Here is a 21,215-nt window from a genome sequence, read left to right as displayed (position 1 = left end):
GCCATGGCTAGTCCTTGATGGGCAGCTCTTTCAACAGCGCCTGTTCGAGCGCCTGACGAACGGGCGGAATCTGGATTCGCTCGATGATTTCCTCGGCAAACGCATGAATCAGGAGTTGTCGCGCCGCGTCACGGCCGATGCCACGCGCGCGAAGGTAAAACAGTGCCTCGCTGCTGATCTGGCCAACCGTTGCTCCGTGCGTGCACTTCACATCATCCGCGAAGATCTCGAGCTGCGGCTTGGTGTTGATGGTTGCATCCTCGGACAGCAGCAGCACCTGATTGGTCTGCTTGGCGTCTGTCTTCTGGGCGTCCGGTCTCACATAGATCTTGCCGTTGAAGACGCCGTGGCCGTGGTCGTTCAGCACGCCCTTGTACAGCTCATGGCTCTCACAATGCGGCTTCGCGTGGTCGATCGCCGTGTGCGTGTCGACCAGTCGGTCACCGTCGACCAGGTACAACCCGTTGACCGTACACGAGACGCCTTCCGCGTCCAGGACGGCGTTGATGTCGTTGCGCACGAGATGGCCACCGAGCGTGATGCCATGCGTCGTGAACATCGCACTCCGATGGAGCGTGAGGTGCGTGCTGGAGATGTGGTACGCCGACGTGCTCTCACGCTGCACTTTGTAGTGATCCAGGCGAGCGTTGGCGCCCACGACAATCTCGGTAAGGGCATTCGTCAGGTAGACCTGACCCAGGGGGCCCGCATAGCTTTCGATCAGGCGTGCGGCGGCTCCCTCGCCGGCGAGCACGAGCACGCGTGGGTGGACTGCGACCGGCCGCTCTGCGCTCCCGAAGTAAAGCAAGTGAATCGGCGTCTCGACGACCTGGTTCTTTGGGATCACGACGACGGCCGCATCAGCCATCCAGGCTGCGTTCAGCGCGGTGAAGCCATGTTGCTCGAATTTGACGTGCCGCCCGAGGTTGGCGTCGACGAGAGCGCCATCACTGGCCAGGAGCTCGGTCAGGCTCGTCACGCGGACGCCAGCCGGCAGCGAGCCGGGGCGTGAGAGCGCCGGAGCGAAACGGCCGTTCACGAAGATGAGCTCCGGACCGCCGAGCCCGGCAAAAGAGAACGGCTCGATCTCGGCACGCGTGACGGAGATCGGCAAATCCGTGCCTGGCTGAAACGCAGTCGTCGCGATGGGCCGCACTGGCGTGAATCGCCATTCCTCTTCGCGAGTGGTTGGTAGCCCGATTTGCCGAAACCGCGATATACCGGCCTGACGGCGATCGCGGAGCCACGTCGGCTCGACCTTTGCGCGCGCCGCGGCAAACTCTTCGAAGTGCCCAAACCTTGCGTCCTGTACTTCGGCGACGTCCATCGAATCCCGTGTTCCTTTCGCCTGCGCGTCCCCTAGGCCTCTCTGCTACACGGCGGCCGACGGCTGGGCCGCGCCATCTGTCTCGATCCAGCCGTAGCCCTTGTCCTCGAGCTCCAGCGCCAGCTCCTTGCCACCAGAGCGGATAATCTTGCCGCTCGAGAGCACGTGCACGTGATCCGGCACGATGTAGTTGAGCAGGCGCTGGTAATGCGTGATCACCACGATCGAGCGGTCGGGGCTCCGGAGCGTATTGACGCCGTCGGCGACGATCTTGAGCGCGTCGATGTCCAGGCCCGAGTCGGTCTCGTCCATGATGCACAAGCGCGGCTCGAGCACCGCCATCTGGAAGATCTCGTTCCGCTTCTTCTCGCCACCGGAAAACCCCTCGTTCACCGAGCGGTTGAGGAAGCTCGCATCCATGCTGAGCAGTTTGGCCCGCTGCTTCACGTACTGCATGAACTCGATCGCGTCGAGATCCGGCAGACCACGATGCTTGCGAACGGCGTTCAAGGCGGCCTTGAGGAAGTAGCTGTTGTTCACACCCGGAATCTCCACCGGATACTGAAACGCCATGAACAGCCCCTCACGAGCGCGCTCCTCCGGATCCATGTCGAGGAGGCTCCGGCCCTCATAGAGAGCCTCGCCCTCCGTCACCTCGTAGTTGTCGCGGCCCGCGAGCACGTTGGCAAGCGTGCTCTTCCCAGATCCATTCGGACCCATGATCGCGTGCACCTCGCCCTTCTCGATAGCAAGGTTGACACCCGTCAGGATCGGCTTGTCTTCGACACGCGCGTGCAAGTTCGTGATTCTTAGCATCTTCATACAGGTTCTTGGCTCTTAGTTCTTGGTGCGCCTAGTACGCCTCGCTGCTTCGGTACGCCAAGACGCACCAAGCACCAAGGACCAAGCACCAAGGACCGGAAGGAATGTCGGCGTTCAGCCGACGCTCCCTTCCAAGCTGACGCCGAGCAGCTTCTGTGCCTCGACCGCGAACTCCATCGGAAGCTCGCGGAAGACCTCCTTGCAGAAGCCGTTGACGATGATGTTGACGGCATCCTCGGTGGAGATCCCCCGTTGGCGGCAGTAGAAGATCTGGTCCTCGCCAATCTTCGAGGTCGAGGCCTCGTGCTCGACTATCGCGCCTGGATTCTTCACCTCGATGTACGGAAACGTGTGCGCGCCGCACTTGTCACCGATGAGCAGGGAGTCACACTGCGAGTAATTGCGCGCGTTCTCGGCGCTCTTGGAGATCTTCACGAGACCACGGTACGTGTTCTGTCCAACCCCCGCAGAAATGCCCTTGCTCACGATGGTGCTGCGTGTGTTCCGGCCGAGATGCACCATCTTCGTGCCGGTGTCCGCCTGCTGCCGGTTGTTGACCACGGCGACCGAGTAGAACTCGCCGACCGAGTTGTCCCCTTGCAGAATGCAGCTGGGATACTTCCACGTAATTGCGGACCCCGTCTCCACCTGCGTCCAGGTGATCTTCGAATTCACGCCGGCGCACTTGCCGCGCTTGGTCACGAAGTTGTAGATGCCGCCACGCCCCTCCTTGTCACCCGGATACCAATTCTGGACCGTGGAGTATTTCACGGTGGCGTTGTCGAGGGCTACGAGCTCCACCACGGCCGCGTGAAGCTGGTTCTCGTCGCGCATGGGCGCCGTGCACCCTTCCAGGTAGCTCACATACGCCCCTTCGTCGGCGACGATGAGCGTGCGCTCGAACTGGCCGGTGTTCCGCGCGTTGATGCGGAAGTACGTCGACAGCTCCATCGGGCAGCGCACACCCTTGGGCACGTAAACGAACGACCCGTCCGTGAAGACCGCCGAGTTCAGCGAGGCAAAGAAGTTATCGGTATAGGGGACGACCGAGCCCATGTACTTGCGCACCAGCTCCGGATGCTCCTGGATGGCCTCCGAGAACGAGCAGAAGATAATGCCCAGCTCCCCAAGCTTCTTCTTGAAGGTCGTGGCGACCGACACGCTGTCGAACACGGCATCGACGGCGACGCCGCTCAGCACCTTCTGCTCGTCGAGTGGGATGCCCAGCTTGTCGAACGTCCGCTTGATCTCCGGGTCGAGATCATCCAGGCTCTCGAGCTTCTTCTTGGCGCTCGGCGCCGAGTAGTAGCTCATCTCCTGGTAGTCGATCGGGGGATACGTGACGTTGGGCCATTGCGGCTCGGTCATCTTCAGCCACGCGCGCAGCGAGCGCAGACGCCACTCGAGCATCCACTCGGGCTCTTCCTTGAGCTCCCAGATGCGTCGGACCACCTCTTCATCGAGCCCCTTCGGAAGCGTGAGCGCTTCAATCTCGGTTTCGAAGCCGTATTTGTATTCGCGAGTTGCAAGCTGCTCGATGGTCTCGGTGGACGTGCTCATCACGGACTCCCTCACGGGTTGGCCTTCGACCGGCCCCATCCCGTGCCACTAGGTTTCGAGGGAAAGCCGCACCGGGCCACTGTCTCGCCAGGTACGGGTCGGCCAATCTCTTAATATAGGACCAAAGAGGTCGGGAATCAACCGCGACCGTAACGTAGGCGTCAGGGATCAGACTGGCCCCTGACCCCTGCTATTCTCTAGCGCATGAGCACGCCTGCGCCGCTGGTCGGGGTCATCATGGGCAGCCGATCCGACTGGGAGACCCTGCGCCATACGGCTGAGGTCTTGGAGCAGTTCGGCGTAGCGCACGAGTGCCGGGTCGTGTCCGCCCACCGAACTCCTGACTGGATGCGAGAGTACGCCATGAGCGCCGAGGAGCGCGGTCTCGAGGTCATCATTGCCGGTGCCGGCGGTGCCGCTCACCTGCCCGGCATGGTGGCGTCGTACACGCTCGTGCCAGTGATTGGCGTCCCCGTCCAGAGTCGGACCTTGAGCGGTCTGGACTCACTGTTGTCAATCGTCCAGATGCCGGCCGGTGTCCCGGTGGCGACCATGGCGATTGGCGTGGCTGGCGCAACCAATGCGGGGCTGCTCGCCATGGCCATGGTGGGCATTCGTCGCCCCGAGCTGCGCAACAAGCTCCGCCGCTACCGTGACCAACGCGCCCAGCGCGTGCGCGAGGAGCGGTTTGAATGAGCCGTTTGGGAGATCTTCGAGGGCTCGCTTCCCGTGCCGCCACCGTCCCACCTCGTGTACGCGGCGGCACGGAGCGCATGCTCCCCGGCGCCACGGTTGGGGTGCTCGGCAGCGGCCAGCTCGGTCGGATGTTCGCGATTGCCGCGCGGCGGATGGGATACCGCGTTCACACGCTCTCCCCGCAGGAGGACACGCCAACCGGCCAAGTCGCTGACATCGAGTACAGCGTGCCGTACGAGGACCTCGACACGGTGCGCCGCTTCGCCAGCGGCGTAGATGTCGTCACGTTTGAGTTCGAGAACGTGCCCGCCTCGACCGTGGAAGCGGTTGCGGAGCACGTTCCCGTACGACCCGCCTGGACCGTGCTGCATACGACGCAGAACCGCGCGCGCGAGAAGACCTATCTCGAGAGAGCAGGTCTGCCGGTAGGGCCGTTTGTCGTGGTTGCCACTGCTGCAGAGGCTCGTACCGCCGTGGCGCGAATCGGGACACCGGCCATCCTCAAGACCGCGCGCTTCGGGTACGACGGTAAAGGACAGATTCGCATCGACGCTCCAGAGCAGGTGGAAGCCGCGTGGGCCGGCCTGGGCGGCCAGGAATCAGTGCTCGAGGCGTTCATCGACTTCGAGCGCGAGCTGTCGGTGGTTGCAGCGCGGGGGATCGACGCCGGGTTCGCGCACTACGGCGCTGCCGAGAACACGCACGTGAACCACATCCTCGATGTGACCGTCGCGCCCGCCGAGTTGCCGCCTGCCATCGCGACCGACGCGGAGCAGATTGCCCGCACCATCGTCGAGTCGCTGGGCCTCGTCGGCCTTCTGTGCGTCGAGATGTTTCTCACGAAGGATGGGCGGCTGCTCGTCAACGAGCTGGCGCCGCGGCCGCACAACTCCGGCCACTTCACCTTCGACGCCTCGGTGACGAGTCAGTTCGAGCAACAACTCCGCGCCGTGTGTGGCTTGCCGCTCGGATCCACGCGACAGCTCGCACCGGCTGCCATGGCGAACCTACTCGGCGACCTATGGGCCGGCGGTGAGCCGAATTGGGCCGCCGCTGCCGCGTTTCCCGAGGTAAAAATCCACTTGTACGGCAAAGCTCGGGCCAGCAGCGGTCGGAAGATGGGCCACCTCACGGCCCTCGCCGACACTCCTCGGGAGGCAGCCCGCATCGTCCGCGCCGCCCGCGATGCGTTGGGCTTTCGCGGGGTGAGCGGGTGAGAAGGTGACCGGGTGACAAGGTGATGGGGGGTAGTCGGGCATAGAGGTGGCGGCGAATAGGATTTCCGCTTCCGACCTGCCTCTTTCGTGCGACGTGGGCCGCGTACGCCGGAATGACCCGATCACCCTATCACCCGGTCACCCGGTCACCCTATCACTCGATTCACCCTCGCAGCGCCATCTCGAGCTCCTCGCTATGCGCCGCCCGCGCGAGCGCATCCGCCCGTTCGATGATGCCTGTTTTCACGAGCCGGGCCAGCGAGTCCTCGAGAGAGAACGACCCGTGCTTGCGCGTGAGCGTGATCTCCTGATGGAGGTGCTGCAGCGCGTTCTTGCGAATATGCTGGCGTGCCCCATAGCTTACGATCAGCAGCTCCGCCGCCGGAACAACGCCGCCGCCGCGTTTTGGCAGCAACGTCTGTGTCAGGATCGCCGCCAGCGCCATGGCGAGCTCCTGACGGATCGTGTTCTGGCGCTCCGGAGGGAACGAGTCGCCAATCCGCCCGATGGTCGATGCCGCATCGGTTGTGTGCATTGTTGCCAACACGAGATGGCCCGTCTCGGCAGCTGCAACCGCCATCCGCATGGTCTCCGGGTCGCGCATCTCCCCGACGACGATGACATCGGGCGCTTGGCGCATCGCGGAGCGAAGGGCTGTCAGGAAATCGGGGGTGTCCACGCCGATCTCCACTTGCTCGACGACACTGCGCTGATGCGTGTGCTCGTACTCGATTGGATCTTCGATGGTGACGATGTGCCGCGCATCACGTGTGTTGATTTCTGCAACCAGCGCCGCGAGCGTTGTCGTCTTGCCGGAGCCGGTTGGACCCCCGACGAGCACCAGACCGCGCGGCAGCCGTGTCAGCTGGTCGAGCTCCTGGGGCAGACCGAGGTCGGCGAGCCGCGGCACCTGCCGGGGCAGGGCGCGGATCGCCGCCGCCGCCCGCCCTCGCTCGCGGTGTAGGTTGATACGAAACCGCCCGACCCCTGTGAGAGCAAACGAGGCGTCAGCCGTGCCGCCCTCACGGTACTGATGCTGCGCGTGAGGGGGCAATGCCGGGAGGACTGCGTCCTCGATGTCGGCGCCGTCGAGCGGGCTGGCATCCAGACCGGTCATTCGGCCATCAAGGCGCACGGCTGGGGCGGCGCCGGCAACGAGCAGCAGATCGCTGCCACCGCGTTCCCTGAGGGCGTGCAGCCAACGCTCGAGCTTTGCTGTGTCGTCTGCCGCCGGGCGCGCGCTCGCTTCACCCAGCGCATTCAGCTCGGTCACCAGCCGGTCGATGTCGGGGTCGTGTGGCATGATGGGGATTCAGGAGTCGGGAATCAGGAAACAGGAGTCAAGGGTGACGTGTCAAGCGTCAGAGCGTCAAGCGATCGTGGAGCCAATCTACCAAGCCGTCGACAGATCGACGTCGTCGACAGACTCGCGGCCGGGTTCGCCGCCAAGAAATATGCATGGTGCTCCGATCTCCTCGATCCCTAACCCCTCGATCCATTGGCCCCTTGACCCCTGAACCCCAGATCCTGACGTTTCATCGATGTTGCGACCCGATCACCTAGATGTTGCGGCCAGGCGAGATAATGTCCCAACGGATAGGGTACTGGTGTTTCCTACGGAACAGATCCCGTGACCCTCCTCAGGCGTGCCCGTTGTGTGCCGCTCGCACTCGCCGCCGGCCTGCTGGTCGTTGCCGGCAGCGGCGGCTTCGCGCTGAGCGCACAGGAGGCCCCGGGGGAGTCGTGCTCTCCGTCAGGTCCCATCGTGACGCGATTCCTCAGCCGTGAGGATGAGCCGCTGCGCGCCTACCGAGCGCGCCGGCGTCTCGAGGCGCGTAACCCGAGGTTCCGGAAGGAGGCGTGGCTCGAAGCGCGGACATGGCTCGATCCCGACGAAGGGTTTCGCTTCGAGGTTGTCGCGGAGGAAGGGTCCAAGTACATCCGCAATCGCGTGCTACGCCGGGCGCTCGAGACCGAGCAGCGCACGATTGCTGAGGGCAACCTTGGCCGCGCCGCGCTCTCCGACAGGAACTATGAGTTTGTCGGCGTCGACCCGGCAGAAGGCGGCCGCCTGCGCCTGTATATCAAGTCCAAGCGCAAGGACATCCTCCTCGTCAACGGCTCACTCCTGCTGACGGAAGAGGCTGATCTCTTGGAGATAGCAGGCCGGCTCGCGAAAGGGCCTTCTTTCTGGACGCCCCGCGTCGAGGTGCGGCGCACATACGGTCGCCGGTCTGCGGTGCGGGTGCCGCTCCTCGTTGAGTCCACGGCTCATGTCCGCATTGCCGGCCGCTCGGAATTCCGCATGACGTATGAGTACGAGAGCGTCAATGGACGACCCGTTCGCATTTGGCTCGACGCCGCTGCGAGTCGCTGACCATTCGACTCGCTTGACGGCCCCCTTCGGCGAGCCGTCAGGCTCGCTCATGGTAAGCCGGCAGGTGAGTCGAATGCTCTGAGCGAGCGAAGCGAGTCGAAGGGTGATTCCCGAGCACTGTAGAATACCGGCCCATGCCCCGAATTCGTTACGGTGTTCCGTACTGGCGGGAGCGCATTCCGCGGATCCGTCGCCGCTCGTATCCACGCCTGCGCAAAGAAGCTGAGGCGGATGTCGTCATCGTTGGCGCGACCCTTGCGGGATGTCTGACCGCGTATCTGGCGGCGCGGGACGGCGCGCAGGTCATCCTGCTCGAGCCGGACCGTGTTGCCGCTCAGGGCGCCCTCGGTGGCTGCGGCTGGGTGTCGCGTGAGCCGGATCTCGGTTTTCGCGCGCTGCACGCCAAGCATGGCCTGCGTGCGACGCGGGTGGCGTTCGACGCTTGGAAGCGCGCGGCAACCGACTTTGCCAGCCTGGTCCGCCGTCTTCGGATTAAGTGCGACCTCGTCCAGCAAGCAGCGGTCTGGATGGCCGAGAGCGACGTCGAGGCGAAGGAGCTGGAGCGCGAGGTGCGGGCACGGCGCAACGCGGACATTGACGCTGCGCTCGTGCGCGGGCGGCGGCTCGAGGAGGAAATTGGGACAGAGGCGCGCGCCGCGTTTCGTCTGCGGCAGGACGGTTATCTGAACATGTACGCTGCGGCGCTCGGGATACTTCGGGCAGCCGAGGGCCTCGGCGTCCAGATCTTCGAGCAGACGTCGGTGCGACGCGTGCGCAATCGTCGGCACCATAGTGAGATCGTCACCACCGGAGGCCCGATACGTACCCAGCACCTGGTCGTCACGACCGAGGCGGCTGAAGGTCCTTTCCGGGGGCTCGCCCGCCATCTTGACCTGCAGGAGCGCTACGTGGCGGTGACGCCGCCGCTTGGCGCCGGAGTGGTCAGGGCTTGCGGTCGCCTGCACGAAACGTTGCTCGTTGGTATTCCGCGCCGCCTGCGCGTGAGCTGGACGCCAGACCGCCGCCTGATCGTGACCGGTGCGGAACAACGGCCTGTTCACCGACGCCGCCTCCCGAGCGTGCTCGAACAGCGCACCGGCGAGCTGATGTACAACCTCCTGGTTCGCTATCCGGCAATTCTCGGGACACCCGCAGAATACGGCTGGAGCGAGCGTTTCACGACGGCCCGCGGCCGGCTCCCATACATCGGTCCGCACCGAACCTACGCCCGGCATCTCTTCGCGTTCGGCTTGGGCCACGGTGGCGCGCCCGTCGCCATGCTGGCGGCTCGGATCCTTGCGCGCTACGTGCAAGGCGCGCCGGAAAAGGAGGACGAGATCTTCGCCTTCCACCGGTGATACAGGTGACCTTCGTCCGCCAACTCTCATCCACGCAGGGCGTCTTGACAGCCGGTCGGCCTGTTATGGCACCGGTCCACTCGTGGGCCAGCGACAACCGCTCATCGCAGATGGGCTGAAACGGCCGACGGCATTCGGGTAGATTAGGAGAAGCCGCGGGAAGCGGCGGTGAAGAGACGCCGCGACGAACCGCACGAAGAAAACGACCACGAGCCCGCCATGCGTCACTCCGTACATACGCTCGCCGTTGCCCTGCTTGCCCTGATGGCGGCGGCGCCCGGCGGAGGGCAGCTGCGAGTCTCGCCGGTGGCGGAAGCGCGGGGACATGTCGCCCTCGGCCTCGCGCTGCGCCGGCTCACCGAGGTGGGCAGCGTGATGATGACGACTGCCCATCCGGACGATGAGAACAATGCACTGCTGGCGAAGTTGCGGTTCGGTGAAGGGCTGCGGGTGTCGCTGGTCTCTGCGACACGCGGCGACGGAGGGCAGAACGAGATCGGTCCGGAGCTGTTCGACGCCCTTGCGGTGCTGAGGACGGAGGAGCTGCTCGCAGCCCACCGCATCGACGGCGCAGAGCAATACTTCACGCGCGCTGTTGACTTCGGCTACTCCTTCAGCATCGAAGAGACGTTCGAGAAATGGGGCAAGGAAGAGATAGTCGGGGACTATGTTCGGGTGATTCGCACGCTCCGCCCGGACGTGGTCGTTGGGTTCATCTGGGGTGGCGACGGCGGCGGTCAGCATCACCAGGCCTCGACGAAGCTCACGGCCGAAGCCTTTCGGGCGGCCGCCGATCCGGCACGCTTCCCTGACCAGCTCGAGGAAGGTCTGCGGCCGTGGCAGCCGAGGAAGTTCTATTACTCGGCAGGTTTCCGTCCGCCCACCGAGAGCTCGCCACGGCTACTCTCGGTCGAGCTCGGTGGCTTCGATCCGCTCATCGGCAAGACATGGGCGGAGCTGGGCAGCGAGGCGCGGAGCATGCACAAGTGCCAGGGCATCGGGCTGGTGTCGGCGTTTCCGTGGACCAGAGCGCGCGGGTATTACCTGCAGGATGTGGCTCTGGAGGCGGCGTCTGAGCCGAAGGACTCGCTTCCAAACGCCTCGCTGCTCGACGGTGTCGATACACGGCTCGTCGCGCTCGGTCGGTACGCACGCCGTGCGCCGGAAGCGCTCCAGCGAGCCCTCGAAGCTGTGGAACGCGCCGGCCAGCAAGCGCAGCGAGCCTTTGCGACCAGTGGGCCGGCTGAGACGCTCGCGCCCCTGCTGAGCGGGCTCACCACGCTACGCGCGCTGCGCGCGGACCTCGAGACCATGGTCGTCGATGACAGCGCGCGCTACGAAATCGACTTCCGCCTGTCCGGAGAGGAGCGTGATTTCGAGGAAGCGGTGCGGTTGGCATCCGGGCTTCGCGTGGAGGCGTTCGCCGATGATGGGATCGTTGTTCCCGGCCAACCGGTGAACGTCAGCGTGCGTGTGGCGGCGCACGGCGCGCGGGATGTGGATGTGCGTCGGGTCACGCTCGCCGGTCTCGCTCCGTCCGACCAAGGCTCAGGGTCCCTGGCAGAAGCCTGCAAGCCCGGCGTCAGCAACGCGTCAACGCCCTATTCGTGCGACGTGGAGGCGCGCGTGCCAGACGAGGCACGCGAGACGACGCAGTACTGGAAGCAACTGCCCGACGCCGCCCGCTACGAGTTCGCTGATGATGCACCGTTCGGCGTCCCGTTTCGGCCCACGCCGTTCCGCGCGGGCGTGACGCTTGCCGTGGGTGATGAGGATATCCAGGTCGACGTGCCGATCGAGCATCGCTACGAGGGCGACAACTTCAGCGGCGAGAAGCGGAGCGAGCTGCTGGTCGTTCCCGCGCTGTCGGTGCGGGTGACCCCCAGCATCGCGCTCGTGCCGATAGGCTCACCGGTGGCACCAACGGACGGGAACGGCAGCGGTGATTCTACCGGCTCACGCAGTCGCGCCGTCCAAGTCGATATCGTCAACGGCACGAAAGGGGAAACGCGCGCGGAGGTACGCCTCGAGGTGGCTGACGGCTGGCGGGTTGAGCCGGCAGCGGTGCCTATCCAGCTCACGCGTGAGGACGAAGCGATCAGCGCGCTATTCACGGTGACGCCGCCCGCCGGCGTGCGCCCCGGTCACTACGAGCTTCGCGCCGTGGCCAGCAACGATCACACCGAATTTCGTGAGGGCTATCAGGTCATCGAGTATCCCCACATTCGTCGTCGTCACGTCTACCACGCGGCTGAGGCGTCGGTGCACGTGCTCGATATTGCGCCGCTCACGGATCTTCGGGTGGGGTACGTGATGGGAGTCGGCGATCAGGTGCCTTCGGCGATCGAGCAGCTCGGTGCCTCTGTGACCCAACTGCAACGTAACGACCTCGCGTGGGCTGACCTCGACCGCTTCGACGTGATCGTGACCGGCGTCCGGGCTTACGAGCGCCGCGATGATCTCCGCGGATACAACCATCGCTTGCTCGAGTGGGTCCGGCGTGGCGGCACGCTGCTCGTCCAGTACAACAAGCAGGAGTTCAACCAAGCGCAGTACGCGCCATGGCCCGCAGAGGTGAGCTCGGACCGCGTCACGGATGAGCACGCCCCCGTTCGCATCCTTGCGCCCGACCATCCGATCTTCACGACCCCCAACCGAATCACCGAGGCGACCTGGCAAGGCTGGGTGCAGGAGCGCGGCCTCTACTTCCTGGGTGAGCGCGACTCCCGATACGTGGACCTGATCGAGACGGAAGATCCCTTTCCCTTCAACAGTGGACCAAAGCGCGGCGCGCTCGTCGAAGCTCGTTACGGCGAGGGCCGGTGGGTGTACATCGGTCTTGGCTTGTGGCGTCAGCTGCCCGCCAGGACCGACGGTGCGTACGCGCTCCTTGGAAATCTGCTCGCCTCCGCGAAACCGCGGTAGGGCTCCGAGAACGAGAAACGGGGACAGCCCTAGATAACGGACCCCGCAGCACGCGCGCCGACGGGCCGTCCTGTGCTACAACGCGCCACGGCCCCTAGAAGCTCAACTTCACGCGAATCTGTACGTTTCGAGGTGCGGTAACACCCGGGCTGTTACCCAACGGCACTTGACCGAACGTTGTGGAGTTGATGCTGACGTCCGGGCCCGTGCCGCCGATGAGGAAGTTCGGATGGTTGAAGGCGTTTAGCGCCTCGACGTAGATCGTCAGGTTTGCGCTGCCACGGACTGGAACGTTCTTGTGGAGCGCCAGGTCCGTCGTGATCGTCGGCGGCGTGCGCAGATAGACGAAGTCGCCCCGCTCACCGGGCGTGGTCGGCGATTGGACGAGCTCTGGATTTGCACGTCCATCAGGGCCGATCAACCGCTCATCGACAAAGTAAACGAGCCCGTCATTGGTGCTTCGGAAGTCGATCATCCCCTGTAGCTCATCCCGTGTGAGACCATTCAAGATCACCCCCGACTCGCGATCGTTGAACGTGCTGCGCTCGCTGGTGAGACGGAAGGGCTTGCCGGACTGCCACCTCGTAATGCCCGAGAGCGACCAGCCGCCAATTACGCGATCGATGACGCCGTTGCCGCTCGCCAGCTTGTGCTCGCCACCAAACGGTAGCGCGAGCGTCCAATGCGCCTGGAATGCGTGGCGGACATCGAACACCGACGGGGACCTGTCGATCTCCTTGTCCCGCAGCGTGATGTAGTTGCGCGTCGCGCTGGTCGAGTCAGCGAAGAGATCGCCGAGTGCCTTGGCGAACGTATAGTTGGCCGTCAGCGTGAAGCCCCGTGAATAGCGCCGCCGGAACTCGAGCTGGAGGCCGTGGTAGTTGGCAAACGCCTCGTCGGTCATCAGGTTGATGTTGCTGCCCGCCGCGAACGGGTTTGCCTGGAAGACATTGGTGGGATAGCTGCCGGCCGCGTTGAACCCGAGCTGCTGGCACGGTTCGAGGTCGCTTCCAACCATCCGGCACAAATAGATGCTGTTGCCGGCGAGCTCGGATGCCAGCGATCCAGCGGTTCCCTGGCTCAACGACGTGATGAACTCCTGGTTGGCAAAACCGGAGCCAGGATCGACCGCCCCTTGACCGCCGCGTGCGCCGAATGCCGCCTCGAACATGGGCAGCGGCACCTGGCCAGCCAACCCGCGCTCTTCGAAGCTGTTCACGCCAGCGCGCTGATTGATCTCGAGGTTCCGTTGGGCGTTCTGGAACTCATCCACGAGGCCATTCTCGAAGATGTTGACTTCGTTCAGATCGTACCCGCGCCAGCGCGTGGAGTGGTTGCCGAAATAGCGCGCCTCGATGACGGTGTTGGCGGCCACCTCGCGCTGGAAGCCCACATTCCAACTGTGCACGTACGGCGTATTCAGTGTCTCCTGCGTCGTCGAGAAGTTGACGTTCCTGAACGTGAAGTCCGCCTGACGAAACGGCGGCGAGAAGCTGGTCGGAAACCCCGAGAGCGCTGGAAGGTCGCTCGAGAGGTTCAAGCCGCCGGGGCGGAAGCCCGGCATACCCGGATTGAGGTTCAAGCTCTGGGTGAGCCCTGGATTGGCGCCGGCAAAGTTGATGAACGGGTTCAACCCCTCGTCGAAGTAGCTGAGCGAGTACCCGCCTCGAAACACGGTCTTGTCGCCGCCCGTGAGGCGGCCAAGGAGGCTGTCCTCCGCAAGCGACGGATTCCATGCGACGGCGACGTTGGGCGCGAAGTTGTTCCAATCGGTGTCGTACGTCCTTGGGCGCAGCTCAATCACCGGATCGGAAGAGCCATCCAGTTGTCCCGGTGCGAAGGGCGCCGTTGATGGGCCCAACAGGCCGGCGGGCGTCGGGTTCGTGTAAACCCCCGTGCCGTTGTAGATGGCACCGGAGGCCTGCCAGCGCAAGCCGTAGTTGAGCGTCAGACGAGGGGTGACCCGCCAAGAGTCCTGGATCCAGAGACCGCCGTCACGCCGCCGATCCTCCCGCGAGAGCTGACTGGCGTCGAGGTACTGCAACGAGCCAGGGTCAACGCCGCGGCTTGCGCTGATCGCGGAGACGCGGCCCGTCAGCAGCGCGTAGAGCTCGCCGGCCGCCGATGTCAAACTGGTCGATCAGCTCGCCCCGGTTGAACGTGTCACTGTTGCGCTGCAGCCCGTAGCGGATCTCCATCAGCGTGGTCGGTGAGATCGTCCAGTTCATCGACGAGGACCCGATGAGCCACGTGTTGCCGAAGACCTGCAGCGGCGTGAGGTCACCGGGAAACTGCCGGCGGCCATCGATGTCACGGTCGAACAGGTTGAGCGCGCCGTTGACGGCCAGGCTCGGCGTGAGGTGATAGTCCACGCGAACCGTCGGGTAGTGCTCGATCGTCGTGCGCGATTCGTTCCACCGGAGCTCGTTGCGAAGGAGGTCGGTCGACGTCAGCGCAGCGTTCTCTGCTGTGCCGTCGATGGTCGCGAGCTGGCTGCCGATGATGGGATCGACGGTGCCGGAGAAGCCGTTGGAGCGCGCGATGTCGAGGAGATTGGCGGTACGCTCCACGCCGTCGGTCCCCTGATATCGATACACACCCTGCCGCGCTTCCTCGGTCAAGACGGTGCGGGTCTGGATCTCCTGTCGCGGCACGCGCGCCTCTTCCCAATTGAAGAAGAAGAACGCCTTGTCGCGCAGGATCGGACCCCCGAGGTGGCCCCCGAACTCGTTGCGGCGGTCTCGCGGTTTCTCGACGTCACGAGCATTGTTGAAGTAATCGTTGGCATTGAGGCTGTCGTGACGGTACTGAAAGAACGTTCCCCCTCTGAAGGCGTTGGTACCGCGCCGGGTCACGAACCGAATGTTCATTGCGCCTTCCGCGCCGGTGTCGGCGCCGAGGCCGCCCGTCGAGACGCTCACCTCCTCGATCGCGTCGAGCCGCGGGGGAACGGTCGCGAAGAAGCTGGTGCCGCCACTCTTGAAGCCCTGGGAGTTGTTGTTGATCCCGTCGATCGTGATGTTGATCGTTGCGCCCGGCATCCCTTGGTAGGTGCTCTCGCGTGCGTTCGCCGCCGAGCTCGACTGGACGCCCGGCACGAGCAACGCGAAGTTCAGCACGTTGCGCCCTGAGAGCGGCAGGTTCTGCAGGTCGTCGTTGGTCACCGTTGTCGACAGGGTGCTCGAGGTGGTCTCGAGCGTGGGGGCGGCGCCAGTGACGACGACATCCTCGCCGAGCGCTCCCACCTCCAGGCGCACGTTCAAGTCCGTCGTACGAGCAGACTCGACCGCCACGCCGCTGTACACCGTGGACCTGAATCCTTCGAGCGCGACGGTGACCTCGTAGCTGCCAGCCTGTAGGTCCAGGAGCTGGAACGCACCCTGTTCATTGGACACGGTCTCGCGCTCGCTGTTCGTGAGCTCGTCGCGCAGATGAACGCTCGCGCCGGGCACGACGGCTCCAGAGGCGTCGACGACTGTGCCGGCGATGGCGCCAACGGTGCGAACTTGAGAGGTCACGGGCGAAGCCACCGCCAGGACGAGCAGAAGCGCACCGCATAGCCGCATGATTCCCCCCAGAGAGTGTGTTCGTGAACGTTCACACTATGCAGGGCGCGGGACGTGGCGGCAAACGAGTTTTTCTAATACGGACATCAACGACGCGCCTGATGTGGCGGCGTTACACGTTGATGCGGGGACGCGAGGCACGCGCAGCGCGGCGGCGCCGACGCACGCCTGGCGCCGGTCCGACGCTCGTGCGCTGGTCGAGCGCTTCTGAGTCGACACGCAGCCGCTCGAGGAAGAGATCCAGATTGCTCCGCATGACCAGGTGCGGCACGACCTTGATCTTGGTCGGCGGGCAGGTGCCGTCGACGAGAAACTGATACAACGCCTGAAGTGCCAGTCGACCTTGGCTGAGTGGTCGTTGATAGACCGTCGCCGCCACGCGGCCTGCACGAATCCGCTCGACCAGCTCGGGGAACAGATCGGTGGTGACGATGGTGAGCTTGTCGGTGAAGCCGGCATGCTCGACGGCACGAAGCACGGGCAGCGAATTGACCGTGCTCACATAGATCCCTTTCAATCCCGGATGCGCGTCGAGGAGGTTCAGCGTTCGCCGGTGACCCTCGCGCTCATCGTCGTGCGCTTCGACCACGGCGGCGAGTTGGATCCCCCTTCCCGTCTTTTCGAGGCTCGCCTCAAACCCACGCAGCTTCTCCGCATGATCTTCGGTGCCGAGCCAGCCCGTGAAGAAGGCGACGGGCCCGCCGCCCGGGAGGTAGCGGCAGACGAGCTCACCGGCAACGGCGCCGACCGTGAACGGGTCCGCGGACACGGAGGTCAGCCGCTGCGTGCCCGGGGCGTCGGTGACCACGCAGGCAACCGGGACGCTCCGCTTCGCCGCCCTGCGAATCCACGGCTTGAGCGCAGTCGGATCGCCTGGGGCGATGATGAGGCCATTCGTCCCCTCCTCGAGGGTTTCTTCGAACAGCGGCACATCCCCTTCGCCCAGTCGCGGATAGCTGCGAAATTCGACCTGGAGCGTTGGCTCGAACAGCGTGGCGGCCTCGCGAATCCCTTCGCGCAACGAGTCCCAGAACAGCGCAATCTCGCGCGGCAGATGGACCGATATCCGCAGCGCCCGGCGCGACTTCAGGTAGCGTGCCGCCAGGTTCGGCCGATAGCCCAATGATTCAGCCGTGCGAAGCACCCGGGCGCGCGTCATGGGATTAATGCCGGGCTTCGCGTGGAGCGCTCGGTCGACGGTGCCCGTCGAGACGCCGAGCTCCCGTGCGATGTCCTTGATATTGACGGGCTTTTCCGGGACGGGGAGATTGGCGCGACGGCTCGACGTCATGGCTAGACAGGGTCCCCTGGGGGTGAGTTTCGAGAAGTATATGCCCGACTGGGCTACCGCGGCCAAAACAACACGCCGACGCTTCCGGCCTGGTGGACAAGGAACCGGGCACCGTTTCCACGGGGCTTTACTCCAGGACAAGAAACCCGGCGGTTCCTTTTTCCGGGAATCTATCGACGGACGTGGCAAAGAAAGCTAGCATCAACCACGATCATGAATCGAGCGTACAGCATCGGCGTAGACTACGGTACAAACTCCGTTCGCACGATCGTCACCGATTGCCGCGACGGACGCGTCATCTCCAGCCACGCCTTCGACTATCCCTCTGGCGAGCAAGGCCTCTTGCTCGACGCCCGCGACCCTCACCTCGCGCGTCAAAATCCTGCCGATTACGTCGAGGGGCTCCGCATCTCGATGGACCGCGCGCTGGTGGAGGCGGCGCGCACGCCTGGCTTTGCGCCATCACAGATCATCGGTATCGGTGTCGACACGACCGGCTCGACGCCGCTCCCGGTCGATGCACGCAATCACCCGCTCGCGCTCGACCCGAGGTGGCGAGGGCAGCTGGCGGCGCAGGCATGGCTTTGGAAGGATCACACGGCCGCCGAGGAGGCGGCGACGATCACAGCGCTTGCACGGGAGCACGCGCCGGAGCTGCTGTCACCGATCGGCGGCGTGTACTCCTCCGAGTGGTTCTGGTCGAAGATTTGGCATTGCCTCCGCGTCGCGCCGGAGGTGTTCGAGGCGGCCGCAAGCTGGGTGGAGCTGGCCGATTTCGTGCCCGCGCTGCTTGCCGGTGTCAATGATGCTCGCCGTGTCATGCGATGCGTCTGCGCGGCCGGCCACAAGGCGCTGTACTCCGACACGTGGGGCGGCTTACCGTCGAAGGCGTTCTTGACCCGTCTCGATCCAAAGCTGGCCGCACTACGCGACCGGCTCTACGACAAGGCCTATCCAGCCGACCGCCCGGCAGGGCGGCTGTCGAAGACGTGGGCGGCGCCCTTCGGCCTGTCCGAGGATATTCCCATCGCGATGGGGGCCTTCGACGCGCATTATGGCGCTGTTGGTGCCGGCGTGCGAAGCGGTACGCTCGTCAAGATCATCGGCACCTCCACGTGCGACTGCGCGATCGCGCCGGCGCGCGAGCGTATGGCGGATATTCCCGGCATCTGCGGCATCGTCAATGGGTCGATCATGCCCGGCTATTATGGCCTCGAGGCCGGCCAATCGGCCGTGGGAGACATCCTCAAGTGGTGGGCGGAAGGGGTCTGTCAGGGACGCGAGGCGCTCCACGACGAGCTCTCGATCGAGGCAGCACGGCTGCAGCCCGGCGAGTCTGGGCTCTTGGCGCTCGACTGGAACAACGGTAATCGTACGATTCTCGTCGACCCGCGCCTGACCGGCCTCGTCGTTGGACAAACGCTGCACACGTCTCGCGCGGAGATCTATCGCGCCCTAATCGAAGCGACGGCCTTCGGCGCACGGGCTATCATCGAGCGCTTGAAAGACTACAGCGTCCCAATCGAACGCGTCGTCTGCTGCGGCGGCATCGCGGAGAAGAACCCGCTGTTCATGCAGATCTACGCCGACGTGCTCGGCTATCCGATGTACATCGCCGGCTCATCGCAGGCGCCTGCGCTCGGCGCCGCAATTTCTGCCGCGGTCGTGGCAGGGAAGGGCGCTGGCGGCTATGATGCCTTCGAGGATGCGCAGGCCCAGATGACCAGCGTGGGGGATCGCATCTTTACGCCGAACGCTCAGGCGCGAGAAGTGTACGATGCCCTGTATATGCTGTATCGAGAGTTGCACGATAGCTTCGGGGGCGTAGCCGACACGCGGCCGGAGCTCGGCTCGTTCATGAAGCGGCTCCTGACGATACGCGATCGCGTCGTGAACAGGGAAGGCACAACAGTTGCGTGAATAGATGATTGCACAAGAGCTGCGTGAGCTCGTGTATCGCGCGAACCAGCGCCTTGCGGAGAGCGGCCTCGTGTTGGGCACGTTCGGCAACGTCTCTGGCGTCGACCGTGAAGCAGGGCTGCTCGTCATCAAGCCGAGTGGGATCGCGTACGGTGAGCTCATGCCAGCACACATGGTCCCCGTATCGCTCGACACCGGAGACGTCGTCGACAGCACCCTGCGACCCTCCTCTGACACGCCGACCCACCTCGAGATCTATCGTGCCTTCATGTGCGGGGGGATCGTGCACACGCACTCCGAGCATGCGACTGCGCTCGCACAGGCGCGGCTGCCGGTTCGTTGCATGGGGACGACCCAGGCCGACTATTTCCGCGGGGACGTTCCCGTGACGCGGCCCATGCGTCCAGAGGAGATTGCCGAGACCTATGAGCGCAACACCGGACTCGTCATCGTGGAAGTGTTTACCTCAACCGGCATATCAGCCGAGCAGGTACCCGCCGTGCTGGTCGCCAACCATGGGCCCTTTGCGTGGGGGCCCGATCCGTTGAAGGCCGTCGAGCACGCTCGCGTGCTCGAGTTCCTGGCGCGACTGGATGTCATGGGGCGTCTCATTGCCCCTGATGCTCCCAGACCAGCGGCCGAGCTCGTCGACAAACACTACCTGCGCAAGCATGGCGCGGGCGCCTATTACGGGCAACCGGAGACGCCGTAGGCTTACTGTATGCAAGTCATTCGCTTCCACGGCCGGCAGGATCTGCGTCTACACGAGGAGCCGCGGCCCACACCGGGCTCTGGAGAGGCGCTCGTGCGCGTGACGGCCATTGGGATCTGCGGATCGGATCTTCACTGGTTCGAGGAGGGCGGGATCGGGGGAGACACCTCGGAGCGTCCGCTGGTCCTCGGGCACGAGTTCGCCGGTGAGACCACTGATGGGCGCCGCGTAGCCGTCGAGCCTGCGGTCCAGTGCGGGCGCTGTGAGTTGTGTGAGCGCGGTGATCCCAATCTTTGCCAGGCCGTGCGGTTCGCCGGACACGATGAGGATGGCGCGCTCAGAGAATGGATGGCCTGGCCCGAGCGTTGCCTGATCGGCCTGCCGGACACGCTCTCACCTGCGGACGGTGCAATGCTCGAGCCGCTCGGTGTCGCGATTCATGCCGTCGACCTTGCGCACATCAGACCCGGAGCGCTGGTCGGTGTGTTCGGGTGCGGTCCCCTCGGGCTGCTACTGCTGCAAGTGGCGCGGCTCGCTGGCGCCTCGTTCCTCATCGCCACGGAGCTGGCCAGCCGATCTCATCGACTCGACGCCGCGCGCGCGCTCGGCGCGGAAGTCGTGGCGGCCCAGGAGGGGCGTGAAGGACACGAGATTCGAGCAATGACGCGGGGGCGCGGCCTGGACGTGGCGATCGAGGCAGCTGGCGACAACCTCGCCGTCGACGCCGCGGTCAGCGCCCTGCGCCCCGGCGGTCGTCTGATGCTCGTCGGTATTCCCGCCGAAGAACGGACGTCGTTTCCTGCGTCGGAAGCGCGCCGCAAGGGACTGACCTTCGTGCTGGTCCGCCGCATGAAGCACACGTATCCGCGTGCCATCCAGCTCGTCGAGCGCGGGCTGGTCGACGTGCGATCAATGGTCACCCATCGGTTTCCTCTTGCCGAGACGCAGCAGGCCTTCGGTGTGGCAGCACGGCGAGAGGGGCTCAAAGTAGTCGTTCAGCCGTAAGGATTCCCCTCCGTGACCAACGCAGGCTTGTGAAGCGTGGCGTCTGTTCTTAGGAGACCGAAGAGGTGGTCTCGGTAGGCTTTGGGTCGTCGATCTCGTTCCACGCAGGTGGCGTCACGCCCAGCAGGTGTCGCACGAAGAAGTCGAAGCGCTTCCGCTCCCCGTAGTCTCCGCCAGGTCCGTGGCCCGCGCCTGGAATGTAGAGCAGATCGAAGCTCTTGTTGGCTTCGATGAGCGCGTTGACCACCTGCAACGTCGAGGAGGGATCGACGTTCGTATCGAGCTCTCCGACCACCAGCAGCAACTGGCCGCGAAGCTTGTACGCGTTGACGGCGTTCGACGATTCGGCGTAGTGCGGACCAATCGGCCACCCCATCCACTGCTTGGGCGCGCCGCTCGGAAAGTGATCCACTCGCCGATCGGAAACTAATCCACCTGG

16 protein-coding genes are annotated in these 21,215 nt (G+C 64.7%); 8 read left to right on the top strand and 8 right to left on the bottom strand.

All coding sequences use genetic code 11. The annotated features are described in order from the left end of the window. Positions 1–7: 7 nt before the first annotated feature. From sufD to sufB, 3 genes are all read right to left on the bottom strand, one after another. Entirely contained in the window at positions 8–1,327 is a 1,320-nt protein-coding gene (gene sufD / locus GEV06_21905; protein MPZ20543.1) for a Fe-S cluster assembly protein SufD, read from the bottom strand. 45 nt (positions 1,328–1,372) lie between these two features. After that, positions 1,373–2,149, bottom strand: coding sequence for a Fe-S cluster assembly ATPase SufC (sufC, locus tag GEV06_21900; GenBank protein ID MPZ20542.1), 777 nt, complete (start codon positions 2,147–2,149; stop codon positions 1,373–1,375). 114 nt (positions 2,150–2,263) lie between these two features. Next, complete coding sequence (sufB, locus tag GEV06_21895; GenBank protein ID MPZ20541.1) at positions 2,264–3,709, bottom strand: Fe-S cluster assembly protein SufB; 1,446 nt, start codon at positions 3,707–3,709, stop codon at positions 2,264–2,266. A 204-nt stretch (positions 3,710–3,913) separates the two neighbouring features. Here sufB and purE point away from each other — a divergent pair, with 204 nt between their 5' ends. Together purE and GEV06_21885 are read left to right on the top strand one after the other, a co-directional pair. Continuing rightward, complete coding sequence (purE, locus tag GEV06_21890; GenBank protein ID MPZ20540.1) at positions 3,914–4,405, top strand: 5-(carboxyamino)imidazole ribonucleotide mutase; 492 nt, start codon at positions 3,914–3,916, stop codon at positions 4,403–4,405. Between the two features lie 77 nt (positions 4,406–4,482). After that, on the top strand, positions 4,483–5,622 hold the full coding sequence (locus GEV06_21885) for a 5-(carboxyamino)imidazole ribonucleotide synthase (protein ID MPZ20539.1): 1,140 nt from the start codon (positions 4,483–4,485) through the stop codon (positions 5,620–5,622). 163 nt (positions 5,623–5,785) lie between these two features. On the opposite strand, the gene GEV06_21880 is transcribed toward GEV06_21885, so the two are convergent. Beyond that, positions 5,786–6,925 carry a PilT/PilU family type 4a pilus ATPase gene (locus tag GEV06_21880; protein MPZ20538.1) on the bottom strand — a complete coding sequence of 380 codons (1,140 nt, stop codon included), beginning with the start codon at positions 6,923–6,925 and terminating at the stop codon, positions 5,786–5,788. A gap of 327 nt (positions 6,926–7,252) precedes the next feature. On the opposite strand from GEV06_21880, the gene GEV06_21875 reads away from it, so the two are divergent. The 3 genes from GEV06_21875 to GEV06_21865 all read left to right on the top strand — a co-directional run bounded on the left by GEV06_21875 (position 7,253) and on the right by GEV06_21865 (position 12,282). Continuing rightward, a complete protein-coding gene (locus GEV06_21875) occupies positions 7,253–7,999 on the top strand; it encodes a hypothetical protein (protein MPZ20537.1) in 747 nt (248 codons plus the stop codon). Between the two features lie 134 nt (positions 8,000–8,133). Next, the gene (locus tag GEV06_21870; GenBank protein ID MPZ20536.1) at positions 8,134–9,357 is read left to right on the top strand and encodes an FAD-dependent oxidoreductase; all 1,224 of its coding nucleotides are present in this window, start codon (positions 8,134–8,136) and stop codon (positions 9,355–9,357) included. A gap of 219 nt (positions 9,358–9,576) precedes the next feature. Further along, positions 9,577–12,282: a hypothetical protein gene (locus GEV06_21865; protein MPZ20535.1), complete on the top strand. Its 2,706-nt coding sequence runs from the start codon at positions 9,577–9,579 to the stop codon at positions 12,280–12,282. 94 nt (positions 12,283–12,376) lie between these two features. Here GEV06_21865 and GEV06_21860 read toward each other — a convergent pair whose 3' ends face one another. The 3 genes from GEV06_21860 to GEV06_21850 form a co-directional block, all read right to left on the bottom strand. Continuing rightward, complete coding sequence (locus GEV06_21860; protein MPZ20534.1) at positions 12,377–14,413, bottom strand: hypothetical protein; 2,037 nt, start codon at positions 14,411–14,413, stop codon at positions 12,377–12,379. Next, positions 14,337–15,848, bottom strand: a complete 1,512-nt coding sequence (locus GEV06_21855) for a TonB-dependent receptor plug domain-containing protein (protein MPZ20533.1) — start codon at positions 15,846–15,848, stop codon at positions 14,337–14,339. The genes GEV06_21860 and GEV06_21855 overlap by 77 nt, the downstream gene beginning before the upstream one ends. Positions 15,849–15,960: 112 nt before the next feature. Further along, positions 15,961–17,139 carry a substrate-binding domain-containing protein gene (locus tag GEV06_21850; protein MPZ20532.1) on the bottom strand — a complete coding sequence of 393 codons (1,179 nt, stop codon included), beginning with the start codon at positions 17,137–17,139 and terminating at the stop codon, positions 15,961–15,963. A gap of 213 nt (positions 17,140–17,352) precedes the next feature. Between GEV06_21850 and GEV06_21845 the strand changes: the two genes are divergently transcribed. The 3 genes from GEV06_21845 to GEV06_21835 are packed head-to-tail and all read left to right on the top strand — an operon-like array spanning position 17,353 to position 20,776. Then, positions 17,353–19,059: a ribulokinase gene (locus GEV06_21845; GenBank protein MPZ20531.1), complete on the top strand. Its 1,707-nt coding sequence runs from the start codon at positions 17,353–17,355 to the stop codon at positions 19,057–19,059. Between the two features lie 4 nt (positions 19,060–19,063). Further along, on the top strand, positions 19,064–19,771 hold the full coding sequence (gene araD / locus GEV06_21840) for an L-ribulose-5-phosphate 4-epimerase AraD (GenBank protein ID MPZ20530.1): 708 nt from the start codon (positions 19,064–19,066) through the stop codon (positions 19,769–19,771). 9 nt (positions 19,772–19,780) lie between these two features. After that, a complete protein-coding gene (locus GEV06_21835; GenBank protein MPZ20529.1) occupies positions 19,781–20,776 on the top strand; it encodes an alcohol dehydrogenase catalytic domain-containing protein in 996 nt (331 codons plus the stop codon). A gap of 49 nt (positions 20,777–20,825) precedes the next feature. On the opposite strand, the gene GEV06_21830 is transcribed toward GEV06_21835, so the two are convergent. Further along, the coding region (locus GEV06_21830; protein ID MPZ20528.1) for a prolyl oligopeptidase family serine peptidase at positions 20,826–21,215 on the bottom strand (390 nt) is incomplete at its 5' end.

Origin of the sequence: Luteitalea sp. (assembly GCA_009377605.1) — a bacterium.
Lineage (GTDB): Bacteria > Acidobacteriota > Vicinamibacteria > Vicinamibacterales > Vicinamibacteraceae > WHTT01.
Note: the sequence above shows the minus strand (reverse complement) of the source record. Positions and strands in the feature narration are given on the sequence as shown.

Bases quoted from the DNA above. Each gene is read 5' to 3' on its own strand.
- sufD (MPZ20543.1), bottom strand. From the start codon at position 1,327: ATGGACGTCGCCGAAGTACAGGACGCAAGGTTTGGGCACTTCGAAGAG.
- sufC (MPZ20542.1), bottom strand. From the start codon at position 2,149: ATGAAGATGCTAAGAATCACGAACTTGCACGCGCGTGTCGAAGACAAG.
- sufB (MPZ20541.1), bottom strand. From the start codon at position 3,709: ATGAGCACGTCCACCGAGACCATCGAGCAGCTTGCAACTCGCGAATAC.
- purE (MPZ20540.1), top strand. From the start codon at position 3,914: ATGAGCACGCCTGCGCCGCTGGTCGGGGTCATCATGGGCAGCCGATCC.
- GEV06_21885 (MPZ20539.1), top strand. From the start codon at position 4,483: ATGCTCCCCGGCGCCACGGTTGGGGTGCTCGGCAGCGGCCAGCTCGGT.
- GEV06_21880 (MPZ20538.1), bottom strand. From the start codon at position 6,925: ATGCCACACGACCCCGACATCGACCGGCTGGTGACCGAGCTGAATGCG.
- GEV06_21870 (MPZ20536.1), top strand. From the start codon at position 8,134: ATGCCCCGAATTCGTTACGGTGTTCCGTACTGGCGGGAGCGCATTCCG.
- GEV06_21865 (MPZ20535.1), top strand. From the start codon at position 9,577: ATGCGTCACTCCGTACATACGCTCGCCGTTGCCCTGCTTGCCCTGATG.
- GEV06_21855 (MPZ20533.1), bottom strand. From the start codon at position 15,848: ATGCGGCTATGCGGTGCGCTTCTGCTCGTCCTGGCGGTGGCTTCGCCC.
- GEV06_21850 (MPZ20532.1), bottom strand. From the start codon at position 17,139: ATGACGTCGAGCCGTCGCGCCAATCTCCCCGTCCCGGAAAAGCCCGTC.
- GEV06_21845 (MPZ20531.1), top strand. From the start codon at position 17,353: ATGAATCGAGCGTACAGCATCGGCGTAGACTACGGTACAAACTCCGTT.
- araD (MPZ20530.1), top strand. From the start codon at position 19,064: ATGATTGCACAAGAGCTGCGTGAGCTCGTGTATCGCGCGAACCAGCGC.
- GEV06_21835 (MPZ20529.1), top strand. From the start codon at position 19,781: ATGCAAGTCATTCGCTTCCACGGCCGGCAGGATCTGCGTCTACACGAG.